Source organism: Rhizobacter sp. (assembly GCF_035702065.1).
In the GTDB taxonomy this organism is placed as follows: domain Bacteria; phylum Pseudomonadota; class Gammaproteobacteria; order Burkholderiales; family Burkholderiaceae_C; genus Rhizobacter.
Map to the genome: position 1 here is coordinate 1 of NZ_DASSRA010000322.1, position 17,481 is coordinate 17,481.

Annotated in this window: 20 protein-coding genes; 12 read left to right on the top strand and 8 right to left on the bottom strand. The window is 68.4% G+C overall.

Annotated elements, in window-relative coordinates; translation table 11 throughout:
• The 9 genes from VFL64_RS14305 to VFL64_RS14345 form a co-directional block, all read left to right on the top strand.
• The coding region (locus VFL64_RS14305; protein WP_489541051.1) for a TlyA family RNA methyltransferase at positions 1 to 712 on the top strand (712 nt) is incomplete at its 5' end.
• Positions 713 to 818: 106 nt separating this feature from the next.
• On the top strand, positions 819 to 1,661 hold the full coding sequence (metF, locus tag VFL64_RS14310) for a methylenetetrahydrofolate reductase [NAD(P)H] (RefSeq protein ID WP_489541052.1): 843 nt from the start codon (positions 819 to 821) through the stop codon (positions 1,659 to 1,661).
• A 38-nt stretch (positions 1,662 to 1,699) separates the two neighbouring features.
• Positions 1,700 to 2,971, top strand: a complete 1,272-nt coding sequence (locus tag VFL64_RS14315; RefSeq protein WP_489541053.1) for a M16 family metallopeptidase — start codon at positions 1,700 to 1,702, stop codon at positions 2,969 to 2,971.
• A 131-nt stretch (positions 2,972 to 3,102) separates the two neighbouring features.
• On the top strand, positions 3,103 to 4,194 hold the full coding sequence (locus tag VFL64_RS14320; protein WP_489541054.1) for a lactonase family protein: 1,092 nt from the start codon (positions 3,103 to 3,105) through the stop codon (positions 4,192 to 4,194).
• A 20-nt stretch (positions 4,195 to 4,214) separates the two neighbouring features.
• Positions 4,215 to 5,198 (top strand): Bug family tripartite tricarboxylate transporter substrate binding protein, encoded by a 984-nt coding sequence (locus VFL64_RS14325; RefSeq protein WP_489541055.1) that lies wholly within the window; start codon positions 4,215 to 4,217, stop codon positions 5,196 to 5,198.
• A gap of 20 nt (positions 5,199 to 5,218) precedes the next feature.
• Complete coding sequence (locus VFL64_RS14330; RefSeq protein ID WP_489541056.1) at positions 5,219 to 5,464, top strand: glutaredoxin family protein; 246 nt, start codon at positions 5,219 to 5,221, stop codon at positions 5,462 to 5,464.
• Between the two features lie 126 nt (positions 5,465 to 5,590).
• Positions 5,591 to 5,959: an ArsR/SmtB family transcription factor gene (locus VFL64_RS14335; protein ID WP_489541057.1), complete on the top strand. Its 369-nt coding sequence runs from the start codon at positions 5,591 to 5,593 to the stop codon at positions 5,957 to 5,959.
• Positions 5,959 to 6,414, top strand: a complete 456-nt coding sequence (locus VFL64_RS14340) for an SRPBCC family protein (protein WP_489541058.1) — start codon at positions 5,959 to 5,961, stop codon at positions 6,412 to 6,414. Before VFL64_RS14335 ends, VFL64_RS14340 begins: the two co-directional genes overlap by 1 nt.
• Position 6,415: 1 nt before the next feature.
• A complete protein-coding gene (locus VFL64_RS14345) occupies positions 6,416 to 6,991 on the top strand; it encodes a dihydrofolate reductase family protein (protein WP_489541059.1) in 576 nt (191 codons plus the stop codon).
• 15 nt (positions 6,992 to 7,006) lie between these two features.
• Here VFL64_RS14345 and VFL64_RS14350 read toward each other — a convergent pair whose 3' ends face one another.
• Positions 7,007 to 7,582 carry a 5-formyltetrahydrofolate cyclo-ligase gene (locus VFL64_RS14350; protein WP_489541060.1) on the bottom strand — a complete coding sequence of 192 codons (576 nt, stop codon included), beginning with the start codon at positions 7,580 to 7,582 and terminating at the stop codon, positions 7,007 to 7,009.
• A gap of 95 nt (positions 7,583 to 7,677) precedes the next feature.
• Here VFL64_RS14350 and yihG point away from each other — a divergent pair, with 95 nt between their 5' ends.
• Together yihG and VFL64_RS14360 are read left to right on the top strand one after the other, a co-directional pair.
• The gene (gene yihG, locus VFL64_RS14355) at positions 7,678 to 8,565 is read left to right on the top strand and encodes a 1-acylglycerol-3-phosphate O-acyltransferase, YihG family (protein WP_489541061.1); all 888 of its coding nucleotides are present in this window, start codon (positions 7,678 to 7,680) and stop codon (positions 8,563 to 8,565) included.
• Between the two features lie 97 nt (positions 8,566 to 8,662).
• Positions 8,663 to 9,637 carry a glucokinase gene (locus VFL64_RS14360; RefSeq protein WP_489541062.1) on the top strand — a complete coding sequence of 325 codons (975 nt, stop codon included), beginning with the start codon at positions 8,663 to 8,665 and terminating at the stop codon, positions 9,635 to 9,637.
• Positions 9,638 to 9,662: 25 nt separating this feature from the next.
• On the opposite strand, the gene VFL64_RS14365 is transcribed toward VFL64_RS14360, so the two are convergent.
• The 7 genes from VFL64_RS14365 to VFL64_RS14395 form a co-directional block, all read right to left on the bottom strand.
• Positions 9,663 to 10,820 (bottom strand): sensor domain-containing diguanylate cyclase, encoded by a 1,158-nt coding sequence (locus VFL64_RS14365; RefSeq protein ID WP_489541063.1) that lies wholly within the window; start codon positions 10,818 to 10,820, stop codon positions 9,663 to 9,665.
• Between the two features lie 108 nt (positions 10,821 to 10,928).
• Positions 10,929 to 11,513, bottom strand: coding sequence for a dihydrofolate reductase family protein (locus VFL64_RS14370; RefSeq protein ID WP_489541064.1), 585 nt, complete (start codon positions 11,511 to 11,513; stop codon positions 10,929 to 10,931).
• An 81-nt stretch (positions 11,514 to 11,594) separates the two neighbouring features.
• Entirely contained in the window at positions 11,595 to 12,599 is a 1,005-nt protein-coding gene (locus VFL64_RS14375; RefSeq protein WP_489541065.1) for an RNA polymerase subunit sigma-70, read from the bottom strand.
• Between the two features lie 35 nt (positions 12,600 to 12,634).
• Positions 12,635 to 13,699, bottom strand: a complete 1,065-nt coding sequence (locus tag VFL64_RS14380) for an ABC transporter ATP-binding protein (RefSeq protein ID WP_489541066.1) — start codon at positions 13,697 to 13,699, stop codon at positions 12,635 to 12,637.
• A gap of 10 nt (positions 13,700 to 13,709) precedes the next feature.
• Positions 13,710 to 14,564 carry a carbohydrate ABC transporter permease gene (locus VFL64_RS14385; RefSeq protein WP_489541067.1) on the bottom strand — a complete coding sequence of 285 codons (855 nt, stop codon included), beginning with the start codon at positions 14,562 to 14,564 and terminating at the stop codon, positions 13,710 to 13,712.
• Positions 14,561 to 15,451, bottom strand: coding sequence for a carbohydrate ABC transporter permease (locus tag VFL64_RS14390; RefSeq protein WP_489541068.1), 891 nt, complete (start codon positions 15,449 to 15,451; stop codon positions 14,561 to 14,563). The genes VFL64_RS14385 and VFL64_RS14390 overlap by 4 nt, the downstream gene beginning before the upstream one ends.
• A 133-nt stretch (positions 15,452 to 15,584) precedes the next feature.
• Positions 15,585 to 16,850 carry an ABC transporter substrate-binding protein gene (locus VFL64_RS14395; protein WP_489541069.1) on the bottom strand — a complete coding sequence of 422 codons (1,266 nt, stop codon included), beginning with the start codon at positions 16,848 to 16,850 and terminating at the stop codon, positions 15,585 to 15,587.
• A gap of 286 nt (positions 16,851 to 17,136) precedes the next feature.
• Between VFL64_RS14395 and VFL64_RS14400 the strand changes: the two genes are divergently transcribed.
• The coding region (locus VFL64_RS14400) for a carbohydrate porin (protein ID WP_489541070.1) at positions 17,137 to 17,481 on the top strand (345 nt) is incomplete at its 3' end.

Sequence of the window (17,481 nt, forward strand, 5' to 3'; positions counted from 1 at the left end):
TTCGGCCGCCACGCGGCTGATCGAGCGTGGCGCGGTGCGCTGGCTCGGCCCAAAAGGCTGGGCCGTGGTGAACAAGGCCGGGCTCGACGTGCCCGAGGGCAGCGAGATCGAGATCACCGACGATGCGGAGCTGCGCTTCGCGTCGCGCGGCGGACTCAAGCTCGAAGGTGCATTGAAGGCCTGCGGCATCGACGTCACCGGCCGCGACTGCCTCGACCTCGGTCAGAGCACCGGTGGCTTCACCGATGCGCTGCTGCAGGCGGGCGCCGCGCGCGTGGTCGGCATCGACGTGGGCCACGGCCAGCTGCACCCCAAGCTGCAGGCGGATGCGCGCGTGGCCTGTTTCGAAGGCGTGAACGGGCGTGACGTGGCGGGTTCAGCCTTTGCCGCGGCGCACGCGCCGCACAGCTTCGGCTTCGTCACCGGCGACCTGTCGTTCATCACCTCCACGCACGTGATGCCGACGATGGTGGAGTACCTCGCGCCGGGCGGTGACCTGCTGCTGCTGATCAAGCCGCAGTTCGAGCTGCAGCCTGCGCAGATCGGCAAGGGTGGCATCGTGAAGGACCCGGCGCACTTCGTCGAAGTGGAGAACCGCATCTGGCAGGCCTGCAAAGCCCAGGGCCTGAAGGTGCAGAAGTACTTCGAAAGCCCGATCAAGGGTGGCAACGGCAACACCGAGTTCTTCGTGTGGGCGAAGCAGCCCACCTAGACACACCTCCAACCGCTCAGGCTGAGGTATCGAAGCCCCGGCACGGCCTGCACCAGGCTTCGATACCTCAGCCCGAGCGGGTGGTTGACTGACAAGAAAGTTAGGCATGAGCACCCAACGTCTCCCCATCAGCCTGGAGTTCTTCCCCCCCAAGACCCCCGAAGGCGTGACCAAGCTCGCGGCCGTGCGCCAGCAGCTCTACGCGCTCAAGCCGCAGTTCTGCTCCGTCACCTACGGCGCCGGCGGCTCCACGCAGGACGGCACCTTCGCTGCGGTGCAGGCCATCCTCACGGAAGGCGTGGACGCAGCCTCGCACTTCACCTGCATTGGCGCCAACCGCGAATCGGTTCTCGACAAGCTCTCGCAGTTCAAGGCCGCCGGCATCAAGCGCCTGGTGGCGCTGCGCGGTGACCTGCCGAGCGGCTACGGCGGCTTCGGCGAGTTCCGCTATGCCTCCGACCTGATCGCCTTCATCCGCGAAGCGACCGGCAACCACTTCCACATCGAGGTGGCGGCCTACCCCGAGATGCACCCGCAGGCGCGCTCGCCGGAGGCCGACCTGCAGGCGTACCTGGCCAAGGTGCGTGCCGGTGCCAACTCGGCCATCACGCAGTTCTTCTTCAACCCCGACGCCTACTTCCGCTTCGTCGACGAAAGCCGCAAGCTGGGTGCCGACATCCCGGTGGTGCCCGGCATCATGCCGATCACCAACTCGGCCGGCATCATCCGCTTCGCCGACAGCTCGGGCGCCGAGATCCCCCGCTGGATCCGCCTGCGCCTGCAGGCCTATGGCGACGATGTCGACTCGATCAAGGCCTTCGGCCTGGACGTGGTGACCTCGCTGTGCGAGAAGCTGATCGCCGGCGGCGCACCTGCGCTACACCTTTACACCATGAACCAGAGCGTGGCCTCGCTCGCCATCTGCAAGCGGCTCGGCCTGCACACCTGAGCCGTGTGCTGCATCGAGTCCCCATCGACACCTCACCCGTGAACCTGCCACCCGCCCTGCACACCCTCCCCAACGGCCTGCGCGTGGTGGCGATTCCCATGCCCTGGCGCCAGACCGTGAGCCTGAGCGTGTTCATCCGCACCGGCAGCCTGCACGAGCCGCGCCTGCTGAACGGCATCAGCCACGTGGTCGAGCACATGGCGTTCAAGGGCACGGCCACGCGCGACTGCCAGCGCATCAACCTCGATGCCGAGCGCCTGGGTGCCGAGGTCAACGCGCACACCGACAAGGACCACACGGCCTTCCACATCGAGGGCCTGCCGCGCGATCTGCCGACCTTCGTGGAGCTGCTGGCCGACATCGTGCTCAACGGCAGCTTCCCGGCCGACGAGCTGGAGCGCGAGCGCCAGGTGCTGCAGCACGAGTTCACCGAGTTCGAGGAAGACCCGGTGAACATCGCCTTCGAGCTCTTCGACCGCGCCTGCTACGGCATGCAGCACCCCGCCGGGCGGCCGGTGATCGGCAACCGCGCCAATTTGATGCGCTTCACGCGCGAGCACCTGCTGGCCTATGTGCAGCAGCAGTACAGCGCCTGCAACGTGGTGGTGGCTGCGGCCGGGCCGGTGGACGAGGCGGCCTTTCTGCGCGCCGCCGAGTCGGCCTTCGGCGCCATGCCGCGCGGCGAGCCCAACACCGTGACAGCACCGACGTGGCAAGGCGGCGTGAAGCTGCGCCGCATGTCGGGCAGCGGGCAGTGCCAGATCGTGCTCGGCTACGAAGCGCCTGCGCTGGCCGACGACCGCCACGTGGCCTACGTGCTGGCCGCCGCGCTGCTGGGCGAGGGCATGAGTTCGCCGCTGCTCGACGAGATCCGCGAACGCCGCGGCCTGGCCTACCACGTGGCCTGCTCGGCCGACGTGATGGCGCATGCCGGCCAGGTGGTGATCGACGCTGCGACCGACCCGCAACAGGCCGACGCCTTCTTCACCGAAACGGCGCGCCTGCTGAAGCAGCACGCGGAACACAGCGACGCCGCAGGCCTGGAGCGCGCCCGCAACCAGATCACAGTGCGCCAGCTGCGCGCCCTGGAGCACCCGGCCAAGCGCCTCGAAGCCGCGGCGCAGGACGTGTTCACCTTCGGCCAACTGCGCGAGCCGGCGGATTGGCTGGCACGGCTGCAGGCCGTCGATGCCCGCCAGGTGCGCGACGTGTTCGCACAGATGCTGGCCACCCGCGGCGCGGCGGGGCTGGCCGGCAGCGTGACGGCACGAGCCAAGGCGCAGGCGCAACAACTCATCGGGGCCGACTGAGGCCTGTTGTCATACGACTGTGGTCGGTGGCGACCCAGATTTCCCCCGGGATAACGACGATTGACCCTGCTTGAGTGGAAATGGATGCTCTCTAGTTGTCTGATGTCAGACAACGAACACGGAGACATCGCGTGCAACCCACCGCTTCCTTCTTCCCTCGCCCGCCGGCACTGGCCGCCGCGCTGGCGGCCCTCATCGCCCTGCCGGCCACCGCCGCCACCTGGGTGTATGTGTCCAACGCCGACAGCCAGGAGGTCTCGGTCCTCGAACTCGACCGCGCGGCCGGCCGCCTGAAAGCCATCGAGACCGTGCCGGTCGGCGGCACCGTGATGCCGTTGGCCGTGAGCCCCGACAAGCGCTACCTGTATGCCGCGCTGCGCTCGCAGCCCTTCCGCGTCGTCAGCTTCTCCATCGATGCTGCCAGCGGCAAGCTCACGAAGCTGGGCGAAGCGCCGCTCGCCGACAGCATGGCCAACATCGACACCGACCGCTCGGGCAAGTGGCTCTTCGCCGCCTCGTATCCCGGCCACAAGATCACCGTCAACAGCATCGACACCAAGGGCATGGTGGGTGCGATCCAGCAGCTCGTTCCCACCGCGCCCAACGCGCACGCCATCCATGCCGACACGGCCAACCAGTACGTGCTGGCCACAAGCCTGGGCGGCGACAACCTCTCGGTGTGGCGCTTCGACGCTGCCAAGGGCCAGCTCAGCGCCAACGAGCCGGCGCTCGTGCCGACCGCGCCGAAGTCGGGCCCTCGCCACTTCGTGTGGAGCGCCTCGCAGCAGCACCTGTACCTGCTCAACGAGCTCGACGCCTCGCTCGACGTGTTCGCGTGGGACGCCAGCCGCGGCGCGCTGCGCCCGCTGCAGCGCACCACCGTCTTGCCCGCCGGCTTCAGCGGCAAGCCGTGGGCCGCCGACCTGCACCTGAGCCCGGACGGCCGCTTCCTCTATGCCTCGGAGCGCACCTCCAGCACCCTCGCCTGGTTCCGCGTCGACCCCATCAGCGGCGTGCTGCAACCGGCCGGCCACGTGGCCACCGAGAAGACGCCGCGCGGCTTCGCCATCGATGCGACCGGCCGTTTCCTCATCGCCGCGGGACAGGAGTCGCACGCGGTCGCGCTGTACCCCATCGACGCCACCAGCGGCGCCCTCGGCGAGGCCCAGCGCCTGCCGGTGGGCAAGAACCCGAACTGGATCGAGATCGTCGAGCTGCCCTGAGCCACACCCAAGGAACCACCATGACCCACCGCCGCACTCTCCTCGCCTGCACACTCGCCGCAGCCGCCGGCTTCGCCACCCCGCTGGCCCACGCACAGGGTGACACCTGGCCGCAGAAGCAGCCCATCAAGATCATCGTGCCCTTCGCTGCAGGCGGCACCTCCGACGCGCTCGCGCGCCTGATCGGCGAGCGGCTGCAGGAGTCGCTCAAGCAGACCGTGATCGTCGAGAACCGCGGCGGTGCGGGCGGCATGATCGGCACCGACGCGGCAGCAAAGTCGCCCGCCGATGGCTACACCATCGTGCTCGGCACCATCTCGTCGCACGCCATCATCCCGGCCATGCAAAAGAAGGTGCCCTACGACGCACCGAAGGACTTCGCGCCGGTGTTCTTCATCGGCAACGTGCCCAACGTGCTGCTCGTCAACGCGCAGCAGCCGGTGCACAGCGTCAAGGAGCTGATCGCCGCCGCCAAGGCCAAGCCGGGGTCGTTCTCCTTCGGCACCGCCGGCACCGGCAGCTCGCAGCACCTCTCGGGCGAGAAGTTCAAGCTCGAAGCCGGTGTCGACATCACGCACGTGCCCTACAAGGGCAGCGGCCCCTCGATGCAGGACCTGATCGCCGGGCAGATCCCGATGAGCTTCGACACCGCGCTGGTGGCGCTGCCGCACATCAAGAGCGGCAAGGTGCGCGCGCTCGCCGTCACCTCGGGCAAGCGCGCCAAGGCGCTGCCTGATGTGCCGACGCTCGCCGAGTCGGGCCTCAAGGGCTTCGACGTGGCCTCGTGGCAGGCCTTCTTCGCACCGGCCGGCACGCCGCCGGCCATCGTGGCGCGGCTGCATGACGAGTTCACCAGGATCGCCGCGCAGACCGGCGTGGCGGCGCGCCTGCAGACCATGGGCGTCGAGCCCTTGCCGATGTCACCGGCCCAGCTTGGCGCCTTCCAGAAGGCCGAGATCGCCAAGTGGCAGAAGGTCGCCAAGGACGCCGGCCTGGAGTTGTGACAACCCCTAGACTTGCGGGCATGAACCTCAAGATCACCGTCTATTCCAAGTCGGCCTGCCCGCAATGCGACTCGGCCAAGATGCTCCTCAAGACCCGCAACATGGCCTTCGAGGAGATCCGCATCGATGACGAGGCCGAGCGCCTGGCCTTCTTCGAGAAGTGCGGGCCCTCGGTGCGGCAGATGCCGCAGATCTTCATCAATGACCAGCGCGTCGGCGGCCTCGCCGGCCTGCAGGCGGCGCTGGCCCAGCTCGGCAAGACCTAAGCCCCAGTAACCGCCGTCGCGCCCAGGCGCGCTGCCCCATCTCCAAGGCGATACCCACCCGGGTTGACAGGTGATTTGTATTTAGCAAACAATGCAATTGCATGTTCAGCTAAATACAAGATCGCCATGTCCCACGACCCGCTCACTGCCGTGTTCTCGGCCCTCGCCGACCCCACGCGACGCGCCATCCTGGCGCGGCTCACGCAGGGCGATGCAACCGTCGGCGACCTGGCCACACCGTTCGATCTCTCGCTGCCCACAGTCTCTCGCCACATCAACGTGCTGGAAGAGGCCGGGCTCATCGTGCGCGAGCGCGATGCGCAATGGCGGCGCTGCCACTTCCAGCGCGAGCCGCTGATGGAAGCCGCCGAATGGATCGGCCGCTACGTGGCCTTCTGGGACGGCCGCCTCGACGCCCTGGCCCAGCTGGTCGAAGAACTTCCGCCGGCCAAGAAGAAGGCGAGCCCACGCTCTTCTCGCAAGAGGACGCGCTGATGCTTGCGCACGACACCCCCATCCACATGAGCCGGCTGCTCAAGGCCTCGCCGGCGACCGTGTTCCAGGCACTCACCCAGCCCGCGCTCATGCTGCGCTGGATGTGCCCGGAGGGCCTGACCGTGGTGCTGGCCCAGGCCGACCCGCGGCCCGGCGGGTGCTTTCGCATCGAGATGCGCAAGCCCGACGGGAGCATCTACCCGGCCACCGGCACCTACACCGAGGTGAAGGCGCCACGGCTGCTCGCGTTCACCTGGGCGTGGGAGAACGAGCACGAGCTGGCCGGCATCGAGACGAACATCCGCATCGAACTCAGCGCCCGCGGAGAGCACACCTTCCTGGCCATGACCCACACGGGCCTGCCCACCGAAGGCGAGCGCATCAGCCACCACGAAGGCTGGAGCAGCGCGCTGAACCAACTGGAACGGCTCTTCGAGCCCCCTCAAGGAGACTGACATGCGCAAACTGATCGCGGCGATGAAGATCTCGGTCGACGGCAAGATGGAAGGCCCCGACGGCACCGCCGACTGGGTGGAAGCCTGGTCCGACGACTACGGCGTGGTGCCACAGGTCGACGCCTGCCTGCTGGGCGGCGGCATGTACCCCGGCTACGAGAACTACTGGACCTCGATCCAGACCCAGCCGGACACACCGGCCTGGATCACCGGCCAGCCGCCCACGCCGGGCGAGCTGAAGTACGCCGCCTTTGTCGCGCAGACGCCGCACTACGTGCTGTCGAGCACGCTGAGCGCTGCACGCTGGCCGAGCACGCGCTTCATCCGAACGCTGGCCGAGGTGTCGGCCCTCAAGCAGCAGCCGGGCAAGGACATCTACCTCGTCGGCGGCGCACGCACCACCGCCAGCCTCATGGATGCCGGCCTGGTGGACGAGCTGCGGCTGATCGTCCACCCGCTGGTGGCCAGTGCCGGCAAGCCCTTGTTCGCGGCGATGGAGCAGCGCCGCGGGCTGGCGCTGCGCGAGGTGCAGCAGCTGCACGGCGAGCGCGTGGGGCTGCGCTACGCCGTCGCCTGAGCGGACCTCATTGCCTCACGCGCGCTGCCACATCACGCCTTCTTCCGTCAGCATCACGTCGACCAGCAGGTCGTCGGGCTCGGCGCGCAACAGCGGCAGGAAGCCGTGCGAGTAGCCCACGCCGATGGTCAGCGGCCGGGGCGTGAGGTCGGCCAGCGTGCGGTCGTAGAAGCCGCCGCCATAGCCCAGGCGCACCCCGCCCGGGCCATAGCCCACGCAGGGCAGCAGCAGCAGCGCGGGTTGGAACTGGTCGGTGTCCTTGGGCTTGGGGATGTCGTAGGCATCGAGCTCCATCGGGCAGCCGGGGAACCACACGTGAAAGCGCAGCTCGCCGGTGAGCTTGTCGGCCACCGGCAGGCCGATGCGCCGCGGTGAGCCCTCGGGCCCGCCTTCGCTCCAGCGAAAGAGCGCGGGCAGCGGGTCGAACTCGCCCTTGATCGGCCAGTAGGCGCCGATGCTCGATTCGCGCCGCGTGACCAGCCAGGTGCGCAGCACGCTCTGCAGTTGCACCGCGAGCTCCAGCCGGTCGGGCATGGCCTGCCGCGCGGCGATGAGCTTCTCGCGCAAGGCGCGGCGTTCTTCCGGGGTCATGCAGGTCTCCGCAAAATGATTGAGCCGCGTCATTGTGCAGGAGCGACTTCTGGGCTCCACTGCGGCACACTGCGAACGCCTCCTCTCCACACACCATGCTCTCCCGCCTGCCTGCTCCCCTGCGTGGGGTCATCACCGGCTTCCTGCTGGGGCTGAACACGCTCTTCACCGCAAGCGCGATGGTGCCACCGGCCCTGCTCAAGCTGGTGCTGCCGTGGGAAGCCTCGCGCCGGCTGTGCGACCGCGCGCTCAACGGGCTGGCCTCGGCCTGGGTGGCGCGCAACAACGCCTGGCTGCGCGCGGTGTGCCCTCCGAGCTGGGACGTGCAAGGCGTCGACGGGCTGCACCGCCACGGCTGGTACCTGGTGTCGAGCAACCACCAGAGCTGGGTCGACATCCTGGTGCTGCAGCGCGTGTTCCACGAGCGCATTCCCTTCCTCAAGTTCTTCCTCAAGCAGGAGCTGATCTGGGTGCCGGTGATCGGCCTCGCGTGGTGGGCGCTCGACTTCCCCTTCATGAAGCGCGGCCAGGGGCGCGGCGCGCAGCGCAGCGACCTGCGCGCCACGCGCAAGGCCTGCGAGAAGTTCAAGCGCATCCCCACCACCGTCATCAACTACGTGGAGGGCACGCGCTTCACGCCCGAGAAGCGCGCGCAGCAGAAGAGCCCCTACAAGCACCTGCTCAAGCCCAAGGTGGGCGGCCTGGGTGTGGCGCTCGCCACCATGGGCGAGCAGTTCGAGGCCTTGCTCGACGTGACGCTCGTCTACCCCAACGGCGCACCCGACTTCTGGGACCTGCTCTGCGGCCGCGTCGACGCGGTCATCGTGCGCGTTCAGCAGCGCGAGATCCCGCCCGAGGTACTGGGCTGCGACCCGATCGGCGACAAGGCCTGCCGCGAGCGCATCAGCGCCTGGACCGAGCAGCAATGGGCTGCCAAAGACGCGCTCATCGACGCACTGATGCGCGGCGATCAGCGCCTCTGACAAGAGCCCATGAAACACCCCTGAAACCGGGGCGCTCGGCGACAATTCGGGGTTGCCGGCGGAGTACTCGCGCCGGGGTCCATCTGCAGGGGTTTTCTTGGCTTCGAACGACACCTATCCGCGCCTGCTCGGCGACATCGGCGGCACCAACGCGCGCTTCGCCTGGCAAGCGCACGCTGGCGCCGCGCTGAGCGACATCGCCACCTACCCGGCCAAGGACCACCCCACACTGCTCGACGCCATGCAGCGCTACCTGCGCGAGCACGGCAAGCCGCAAGCGCGCTGGTGCGCCATCGGCATCGCCAACCCGGTGACGGGCGACCACATCCAGATGACCAACCACCACTGGTCGTTCTCCATCTCGGCGGTGCAGGCCGCGCTTGGGGCCGAGCGCTTCCTGGTCGTCAACGACTTCACCGCGCTCGCGCTCGCGCTGCCGCTCCTGGGCGCCGACGAGCGCTACCAGGTGGGCGGTGGCGAGGCCATCGCCAACGCACCCATCGGCCTGGTCGGGCCGGGCACCGGCCTGGGTGTGTCGGGCCTGCTGCCGATGCCGCAGGGCCGCGGCATGCTGCCGCTGGGCGGCGAAGGCGGCCACGTGTCGCTGGCGGGCGCCGACGACTACGAGGACGAGATCATCCGCCTGCTGCGCCATCGTTACGGCCATGCCTCGGCCGAGCGCGCGCTCTCCGGCCCTGGCCTCGTCGCCCTCTACGAGGCGGTGTGCACCCAGGCCGGCGCGAACCCGCAGGCCCGCACGGCCGACGAGATCACCGCGGCCGCCGTGGCCGGCAGCGACGTGCACTGCGTGCAGACCGAGGCACTGTTCTACGCCCTGCTGGGCGGCGTGGCGGGCAACCTCGCGCTCTCGCTGGGTGCGCGCGGCGGCATGTACGTGGGCGGCGGCATCGTGCCGCGCCTGGGCCAGCGCATCGCGGCGTCGAACTTCCGCACGCGCTTCGAGAAGAAGGGCCGTTTCGAAGACTACCTGCGCGCCATTCCGGTGTTCGTGGTGAAGGCGGCGGTGTCACCCGCGCTGGTGGGCGCCTCGCAGGCGCTGGACAACCTCTGAGACGTGTGAACGAACGCCGGGCGGCTCAGGCCACCCGCATCGCCACGAATGGCTGCACCGCATCGCGCCCTGCGGCCTTGGCGCGGTAGAGCGCCTCGTCGGCCTGCGACATCGCGGCCTCCCAGGCCTCGAAGCTGTCGAACCCGGCCGACACGCCCACGCTCACGGTGCATGCCACGTGGCCGCCTTGAATGGGCACCTGCAGCTGCCCCACGCAGTCGCGCAGTCGCTGCGCGAGCGGCATGGCCACCTCGTGCGGCGCGCCCACGCAGCCGATGAGGAACTCTTCGCCGCCCATGCGCGCGACGAAATCGCCGGCGCGCAGCTCGGACAAAAGCGCCTGCGCCACCGAGCGCAGCGTGCTGTCGCCGGCCGCATGGCCCAGCGTGTCGTTCACCCGCTTGAAGTGGTCGATGTCCACCAGCAGCAGGCTCATCGCCGACGCCCCGCGCTGCGCGAAGTGCTGGCGCAGCGCCTGGTCGAGCCCGTTGCGGTTGAGCACGCCCGTCAGCGCATCGCGCGTGGCCATCTCGGCGAGGCGCGTGTTGAGGCGCACGAACATCAGCCACAGCAGGGTGAACGCCGTGCCCAGCGCCGCGAACGAGGCGTACATGTAGAAGATCTTGGCGAGCAGGCCCTGGAAAGCCACCTCCATGCCTTGCGTTGCCACGCTGTACGCGCGCAGCAGCGTGAGTGCGCCCAGGCCGCCAAGCAGCGCCCCCAGCAGGCGCAGCGGCGCGTGCAGTGCCACGGGCTGGCGGCCGATTTCGCAGGCGAGCAGCACGGTCATCACCACGTAGAGGCCGCCGGTCACCACATTGATGCCCACGTGGCGGCCCTGCACGCCGGCGATCAGCGCGACGGCCACCTGGGCCACGACGAGCGGCGCCCACAGCATGAGGGTGCGGCGCATGGAACTGGCTCGCCCGGTGAAGCGGCGCAGGCCGTCGGCGAAGAGCAGCACGGCGAAGATCATCACCGCGTCCGACACGAGGCCCAATACCGTGACGGTGGCCATGCCCACGCTCAGGCGCACCAGGTAGCCCAGGCCGAACAGGGTGCTTGCCGCGGCCCACTGCACGAGGCCCGGTGCGTCGGGCATCAGCCGCGAGACGAGGTACATCAAGCCACCGCTGGCGACGAGGTGGATGGCCAGCATGACGATGACGGTGGTGGGATCCATCTCTCGGTGAAGCTCGGCGAACGCGGGGGTGCAGGTGGAATTGTCTGCCGCGCGGCGCCCCCCGGGGCGGCGCGAGTCGTGAAGAAGCACCGAAGGCAGACCGCTCACTCAGCGCGGCCGGCAATCGTAGTGCAGGGCCACCGTGTCCGACCCCGGCAGGCGGCGCTGACCCAGCAGCGCCCAAGGCTGCGTCAGGCCTGGCTCGAAAGTGGGCACACCCGAGCCCAGCAGCACGGAGCCCACCAGCAGGTGCAACTCATCGACCAGGCCCTGCGCCAGCAGGCCGTTGTAGAGCACGCGGCTGCCGTAGATCAGCAGGTCGGGGCCGGGGGCGGCTTTCAGTTCGGCGATGCGCGCCGGGGCCTGCGCGCGGCGCAACACCTCGGTGTCGGCCCAGGGCGAGTCGGCACGCACGCTCAGCCTGTCGCTCACGAGCAGCTTGCGCGCCGCCGCCACCCGCTCGGCGATCTCGCGCAGCACCGGCTCGCTGCCGGGGCCACGGTCGACCTGGGGCCAGTAGGCCTCGAACATCGGAAAGGTGGTGGCACCGAAGAGCAGGGTGCCGGCGCGGCGCATGCAGTCGAGGTTGTGGACGCTGAAGGCGGCGTCCATCGGCAGGCCGGCGAGCGTGCCGCCGGGGCCGGCGCAGTAGCCGTCGAGTGAGCTGAGGATGCTGACGATGAGTCGGGCCATGGGAGTTCTCCTGGAGCGTGAACCACGCGGCCGGACCATCCGGGGCGTGTCATGTCTTTGGAGACAGCACGCGGCGCCAACTCATCGGTCCGGAGGAAGAACGTCGTGCATGCCGAAGCGCCGGCAAACCGCGGGGTCGATGAAGCTGTCGATGGAGGCGACGAGGCCGTCGCGCAGGCGCAGCAGCACCACGCCGCCCGGGCGCAAGCGGTCGTCGCCCAGCGCCTGCATGTAGCAGGCAAAGCCCGGCTGGCCGTTGCCGCGCAGGGGCAGCAGCCGCCACGGCGTCTCGAACACGCGCTCGGCGAAGAACTTCTCGACGAAGCGGCGGCCCTCGAACCACGCGGGCAGCGGCGGCATGGTGAAGCGGGCGTCTTCGGCCAGCAGGCCGACCATGGCCGCGATGTCGCGGCGCTCCCAGGCACTCACGAAGCGTTGCAGCAGATCGCGCTCGTCGCCAAGGACCTGCGGCGCGGCCGCCGGCGTGCGCGCCTTCACCGTCGCCTGGGCCCGCTGCAGGGCGCTGTTGACGGAGGCGACCGAGGTGTGGAGCATCTCGGCCGCTTCGGCCGCCGAATACCCCAGCACCTCGCGCAGCAACAGCACGGCGCGCTGTGTGCCGGGCAGGTGCTGCAGAGCCGCCACGAAGGCGAGCGCCACATGCTCGCGGCGCTGCAGCGCGGCGAGCGGGTCGGCCCTCTCTTCGTCGGGCAAAGGCTCCAGCCACGCGGCGCCGGCCACCGCCTCGCCCAGATCGGCCGTGGCCTGGAACGCTGCGCCGTGGTCGGGCGAGGTCATGCGCCGCGGGCGCCGCGCAATCATGCGCAGGCACACATGCGTGGCGATGCGGTAGAGCCAGGTGCCGAGCGCGCTGCGCGACTCGAACGCGGCCAGGCCGCGCCAGGCGGCGAGCAGGGTCTCCTGCAACGCGTCGTCGGCGTCGACAGGCGAGCCCAGCATGCGGTAGCAGTGGGTGTGCAGCTGGCGGTGCTGCGGCGCCATCAGGCGGTCGAACGCCTCCGCATCTCCCGCGCGGGCGCGCGACAGCCATTCGGCTTCAGCGGTGGGGTCTTGCGGTGGGGGCATGGGCGCATTCTGGCCGCGCCGTGCCGCGCCGTCGGTCAGCCGATGCGCCGCTCGCTCGCCGCGTCGAACACGTGCAGGTCGCGCGCCTCCCAGGTCACGTGCACGGCATCGCCCACCTGGTGCGGCACGCGGCCTCCGGTGCGCAGCACCAGCGGGCCGAGGGCGGTGTCGACAAAGGCGTAGGTGTCGGGGCCGGTGGGCTCCAGCAGGGTCAGGCGGCCGGCCAGGCCGGTGTCGGCCAGGCGCACGCACTCGGGCCGCACGCCCAGCACGCAGGCGGTGGGGGCGGCGGCCTGCAGGGCCTGGGCCGTCGCATCGTCGAGTGCAATGGCCTGCCCGCTGACGCTCAAACCCCGGCCGGCCACCTCGGCCTGCAGCATGTTCATGGCCGGCGAACCGATGAACTCGGCCACGAAGCGCGTGGCCGGGCGGCTGTAGATGTCGTCGGGCGAGCCGAACTGCTGCACCATGCCGTCCTTCATCACGGCGATGCGGTCGCCCAGCGTCATGGCCTCGACCTGGTCGTGCGTCACGTAAACCGTGGTGGTGCGCGTGCGCTGGTGCAAGAGCTTGATCTCGGCGCGCATCTCCACGCGCAGCTTGGCGTCGAGGTTGGACAGCGGCTCGTCGAACAGGAAGAGCTTGGGGTCGCGCGCGAGGGCACGCCCCATGGCCACGCGCTGGCGCTGGCCGCCCGAGAGCTGGGCCGGCTTGCGGTCGAGCAGGTGTTCGATCTGCAGCATCTTGGCCACGCGCTGCACCGAAGTCTCGCGATCGGCCTTGGGCACCTTGCGCATTTCCAGCGCGAAGCTGATGTTCTGCGCCACGTTCATGTTGGGGTAGAGCGCGTAGCTCTGGAACACCATGGCGATGTCGCGGTCCTTGGGCAGCTCGTTCGTGACGTCGCGCTCGCCGATGAAGATGTTGCCGCTGGTGGGCTGGTCGAGCCCCGCGATCATCGACAGCAGGGTCGACTTGCCGCAGCCCGATGGGCCCACGAGGATCAGGAACTCGCCCTGCTCGATCTCGATGTCGATGCCCTTGAGGATGTCGACCGGACCGTAGCTCTTGCGGACGTTGCGAATGGAAAGTGCGCCCATGATTCTTTAGTTATCCCTTCACGGCGCCAGCCGTCAGGCCACGCACAAAGTATTTACCGGCCAGGACATAGATCACCAGCGTCGGCAAAGCCGCAATCATGGCGGCCGCCATGTCCACGTTGTATTCCTTGACCGAGCTGGAGGTGTTGGCCATGTTGTTGAGCCCCACCGTGATGGGCTTGGCGTCGCCCGCCGAGAACACCACGCCGAACAGGAAGTCGTTCCAGATCTGGGTGAACTGCCAGATCAGCGTCACCACCAGGATGGGCGCCGACAGCGGCAGCACGATGCGCCAGAAGATGCGCCAGAAGCCGGCACCGTCGAGCATGGCCGCGCGAATCAGCTCGTCGGGCAGGCCCACGTAGTAGTTGCGGAAGAAGAGCGTGGTGGTGGCCAGGCCGACCAGCACGTGCACGATCACCAGGCCCCAGATCGAGTCGGCCAGCTGGAACCAGCCCAGCACCTGCGACATCGGCAGCAGCACCACCTGCAGCGGCATGAAGGCGCCGAACAGCATCAGGCCGAACATCAGCTCGCTGCCCCTGAAGCGCCACTTGGAGAACACGTAGCCGTTGACGGCGCCGAGCGCGGTGGAGATCAGCACCGCCGGCACCACCATCAGCGTGGAGTTCCAGAAGAAGGGCCGCAGGCCGCCACAGTCGGTGCCGGTGCAGGCCTCGGACCAGGCCTTCTGCCAGGCGTCGAAGTTGAGGCCGCCGGGCAGCGAGAGCAGGCTGCCGTCGCGCACCTCGGCCATGTCCTTCAGCGAGGTGGCCACCATCACGTAGAGCGGCAGCAGGAAGACGGCCGCAAACAGCAGCAGCACCGACCAGATGGCGATGCGTTGAACGAGGCGCGCGTTCATCGGCGCTCCCCTCTCAGTTCGGAGTAGAGATAGGGCACCACGATGGCCGCCACCGTGCACAGCATCACCGTGGCCGAGGCCGCGCCCAGGCCGATCTGCCCGCGCGAGAAGCTCATGGCGTACATGAAGGTGGCCGGCACGTCGGTCGCGAAGCCGGGGCCGCCGGCGGTGAGCGCCATCACCAGGTCGAAGCTCTTGATGGAGATGTGCGCGAGCACGAGCAGCGTGCTGAAGAACACCGGCCGCAGGCTCGGGATGATCACGCGCCAGTAGATGCGCGGCAGCGTAGCGCCGTCGATCTGCGCGGCCTTGATGATGGCGTCGTCGATGCCGCGCAGGCCGGCGAGAAAGAGCGCCATCACGAAGCCCGCGCTCTGCCACACGCCGGCGATGACCACGGTGTAGATGGCGCGGTCGGGGTTGACCAGCCAGTCGAAGCTGAAGCTTTCCCAACCCCATTGCCGCACCAGGTGTTCGAGGCCCAGGCCGGGGTTGAGGATCCACTTCCAGGCGGTGCCAGTCACGATGAAGCTGAGCGCCATCGGGTAGAGATAGATGGTGCGCAAGGCGCCCTCGGCGCGGATCTTCTGGTCGAGCAGGATGGCCAGCAGCAAGCCGATCGCCAGGGCGAAGCCGATGAAGAGCGCGCTGAAGATGCCGAGGTTGGTGAGCGCCACGACCCAGCGCTCGCTCTCGAACAGCGTGGCGTACTGCGCAACGCCTACGAACTCGTAGTTGGGCAGCAGGCGCGAGGCCGAGAACGAGAGCACGCCGTTCCAGGCGATGAGCCCGTAGATGAAGGCGAAGGACAGCGCAAAGCCGGGCGCCACCGCAAGGCGGGGCATCCAGCGTGAGAGGCGGGTGGAGAGGGAGGGGGTGGACGACATACGGGTGAACAGACACAGTCCGCTCGGGCTGAGGTATCGAAGCCTCGCTCAGTCCTTCGACTGCCGGCGCGGCCTTTCGAGACCTCAGGGTGAACGGGCGGAGGCGTGCGAGGGTTCGCAGCCTCCGCAGCTTTTACTTCGTCTTGGCAGCGGCCAGCAAGCGGTCCATTGCCTGGTCCGCCGTCATGCTGTCGGTGTTCCAGAACTGCGAGACCACGTCCTTGATCGCGCCTTCAGCCGCCGACGACACGGCCATGCCGTGGGCGATCGAGGGCACCAGCGAGTTGCTCTTGGCTGTGGCCACGAAGTCCTTGCTCGACAGCTTGGCGCAGTCGTCGAACTTGCTCATGTCCATGTTCAGGCGTGCCGGGATGGAGCCCTTGTTCAGGTTGAAGGTCTCCTGGAACTCGGGGGCGAGGATGGCCGCGGCCATGTCCTTCTGCGCCTGCAGGTTGGCGGTGTTCTTGATCTTGAACATCGCGAAGCTGTCGATGTTGAAGGTGAAGGCGTTGGCAGTGCCCGGTGCGGCGGTGCACAGGAAGTCCTTGCCCGGCACCTTGCCGGCGGCCAGGAACTCGCCCTTGGCCCAGTCGCCCATCAGCTGCATGCCGGCCTCGCCGCGGATGACCATCGCGGTGGCGAGGTTCCAGTCACGGCCCGGGGCGTTCTTGTCGGTGTAGTCCTTGACCTTCTTGAAGGTGGTCAGCACCTTCTTCATGGTGTCGCCCTTCAGGCTGCCGGGTTCGAGCTTGACCAGGGCCTTGCGGTAGAAGTCGGCGCCGCCAACACCCAGCGCGACCGATTCGAAGGTGGTGAAGTCCTGCCAGTTCTGGCCGCCGTGGGCCACGGGGATGATGCCGGCCTTCTTCAGCGCCTCGGCGGTGACGAAGAACTCGTCCCAGTTGGTGGGCATCTTGGCGTTGGCCTTCTTCAGCGCCTCGGGGTTGGCCCACAGCCAGTTCACGCGGTGCACGTTGACCGGCACGGCGACGTAGTTGCCCTTGTACTTCATGACGTCGGAGACGACCTTGGGCAGCAGCGCGTCCCAGTTGTTGGCCTTGGCCACGTCGTCGAGGTTGGCAAGCACGCCTTCGGCGCCCCACTCCTGGATGGACGGGCCCTTGATTTGCGCGGCGGCCGGGGCGTTGCCCGAGACCACGCGCGACTTGAGCACCGTCATGGCCGAATCGCCGCCGCCGCCGGCCACGGCGAAGTCTTTCCAGCTGTGGCCCTTGGACTGCAGCGTGGCCTTCAGGGCCGAAGCCGCCTTGGCTTCGCCACCAGACGTCCAGTAGTGCAGCACCTCGACCTCGCCGGCACGTGCAGCCAGCGACGCGCAAAGCAGGGAAGCAGCGGCCGCGACGTGCAGCGCTCGAATGGGAGTGAAGGTGGTTTTCATCAAGTCTCCGGACATGTTGTTTGGGGATGGGTCGATTCAGGCTGCAGCGCGGCTCGACGGGGCCGAACATTAACAATTAATTAACTCGCCTCGGACCGTACTTTCCCCTAGGTCTGAGTTTCATAGGAGTTACAGCCTCCGGCGAGCGATCAAAACGTCGGATTCAGGCAACTCATGGTTAATGCTATGTTAAAGAAATTAATGCTTTAACAAACAATTCGGACCCGGTGGCGGCGCCCAACGCTGCGCCCGTTCCCGCTCTCAACAACTCTCAGGAGACCCAACCATGTCCAAGCTCGCCCGCAGCAGCGTTTCGCTGGCTGCATCCGCCGTCGCCGCCCTCGCCTTCGGCCTGGCCTCGTCCAGCGCCTCGGCCGTCGACTTCGACGGCTACTTCCGCGCCGGCCCCGGCTCGACCTCGAAGAACGAGGCGCGCGCCTGCTACAACCTCGGCATCTCCGGCGGCCACTACCGCCTGGGCAACGAATGCGACTTCTACGGTGAATTCGGCCTCGCGCAAACCGGCACCACCGCCGACGGCGTGAGCTGGAAGGCCAAGGTCATGTTCAACCAGTACAACCCCGGCACCGACACGGGCGCGAGCTCCTCGGGCTTCAACCAGATGTACGTC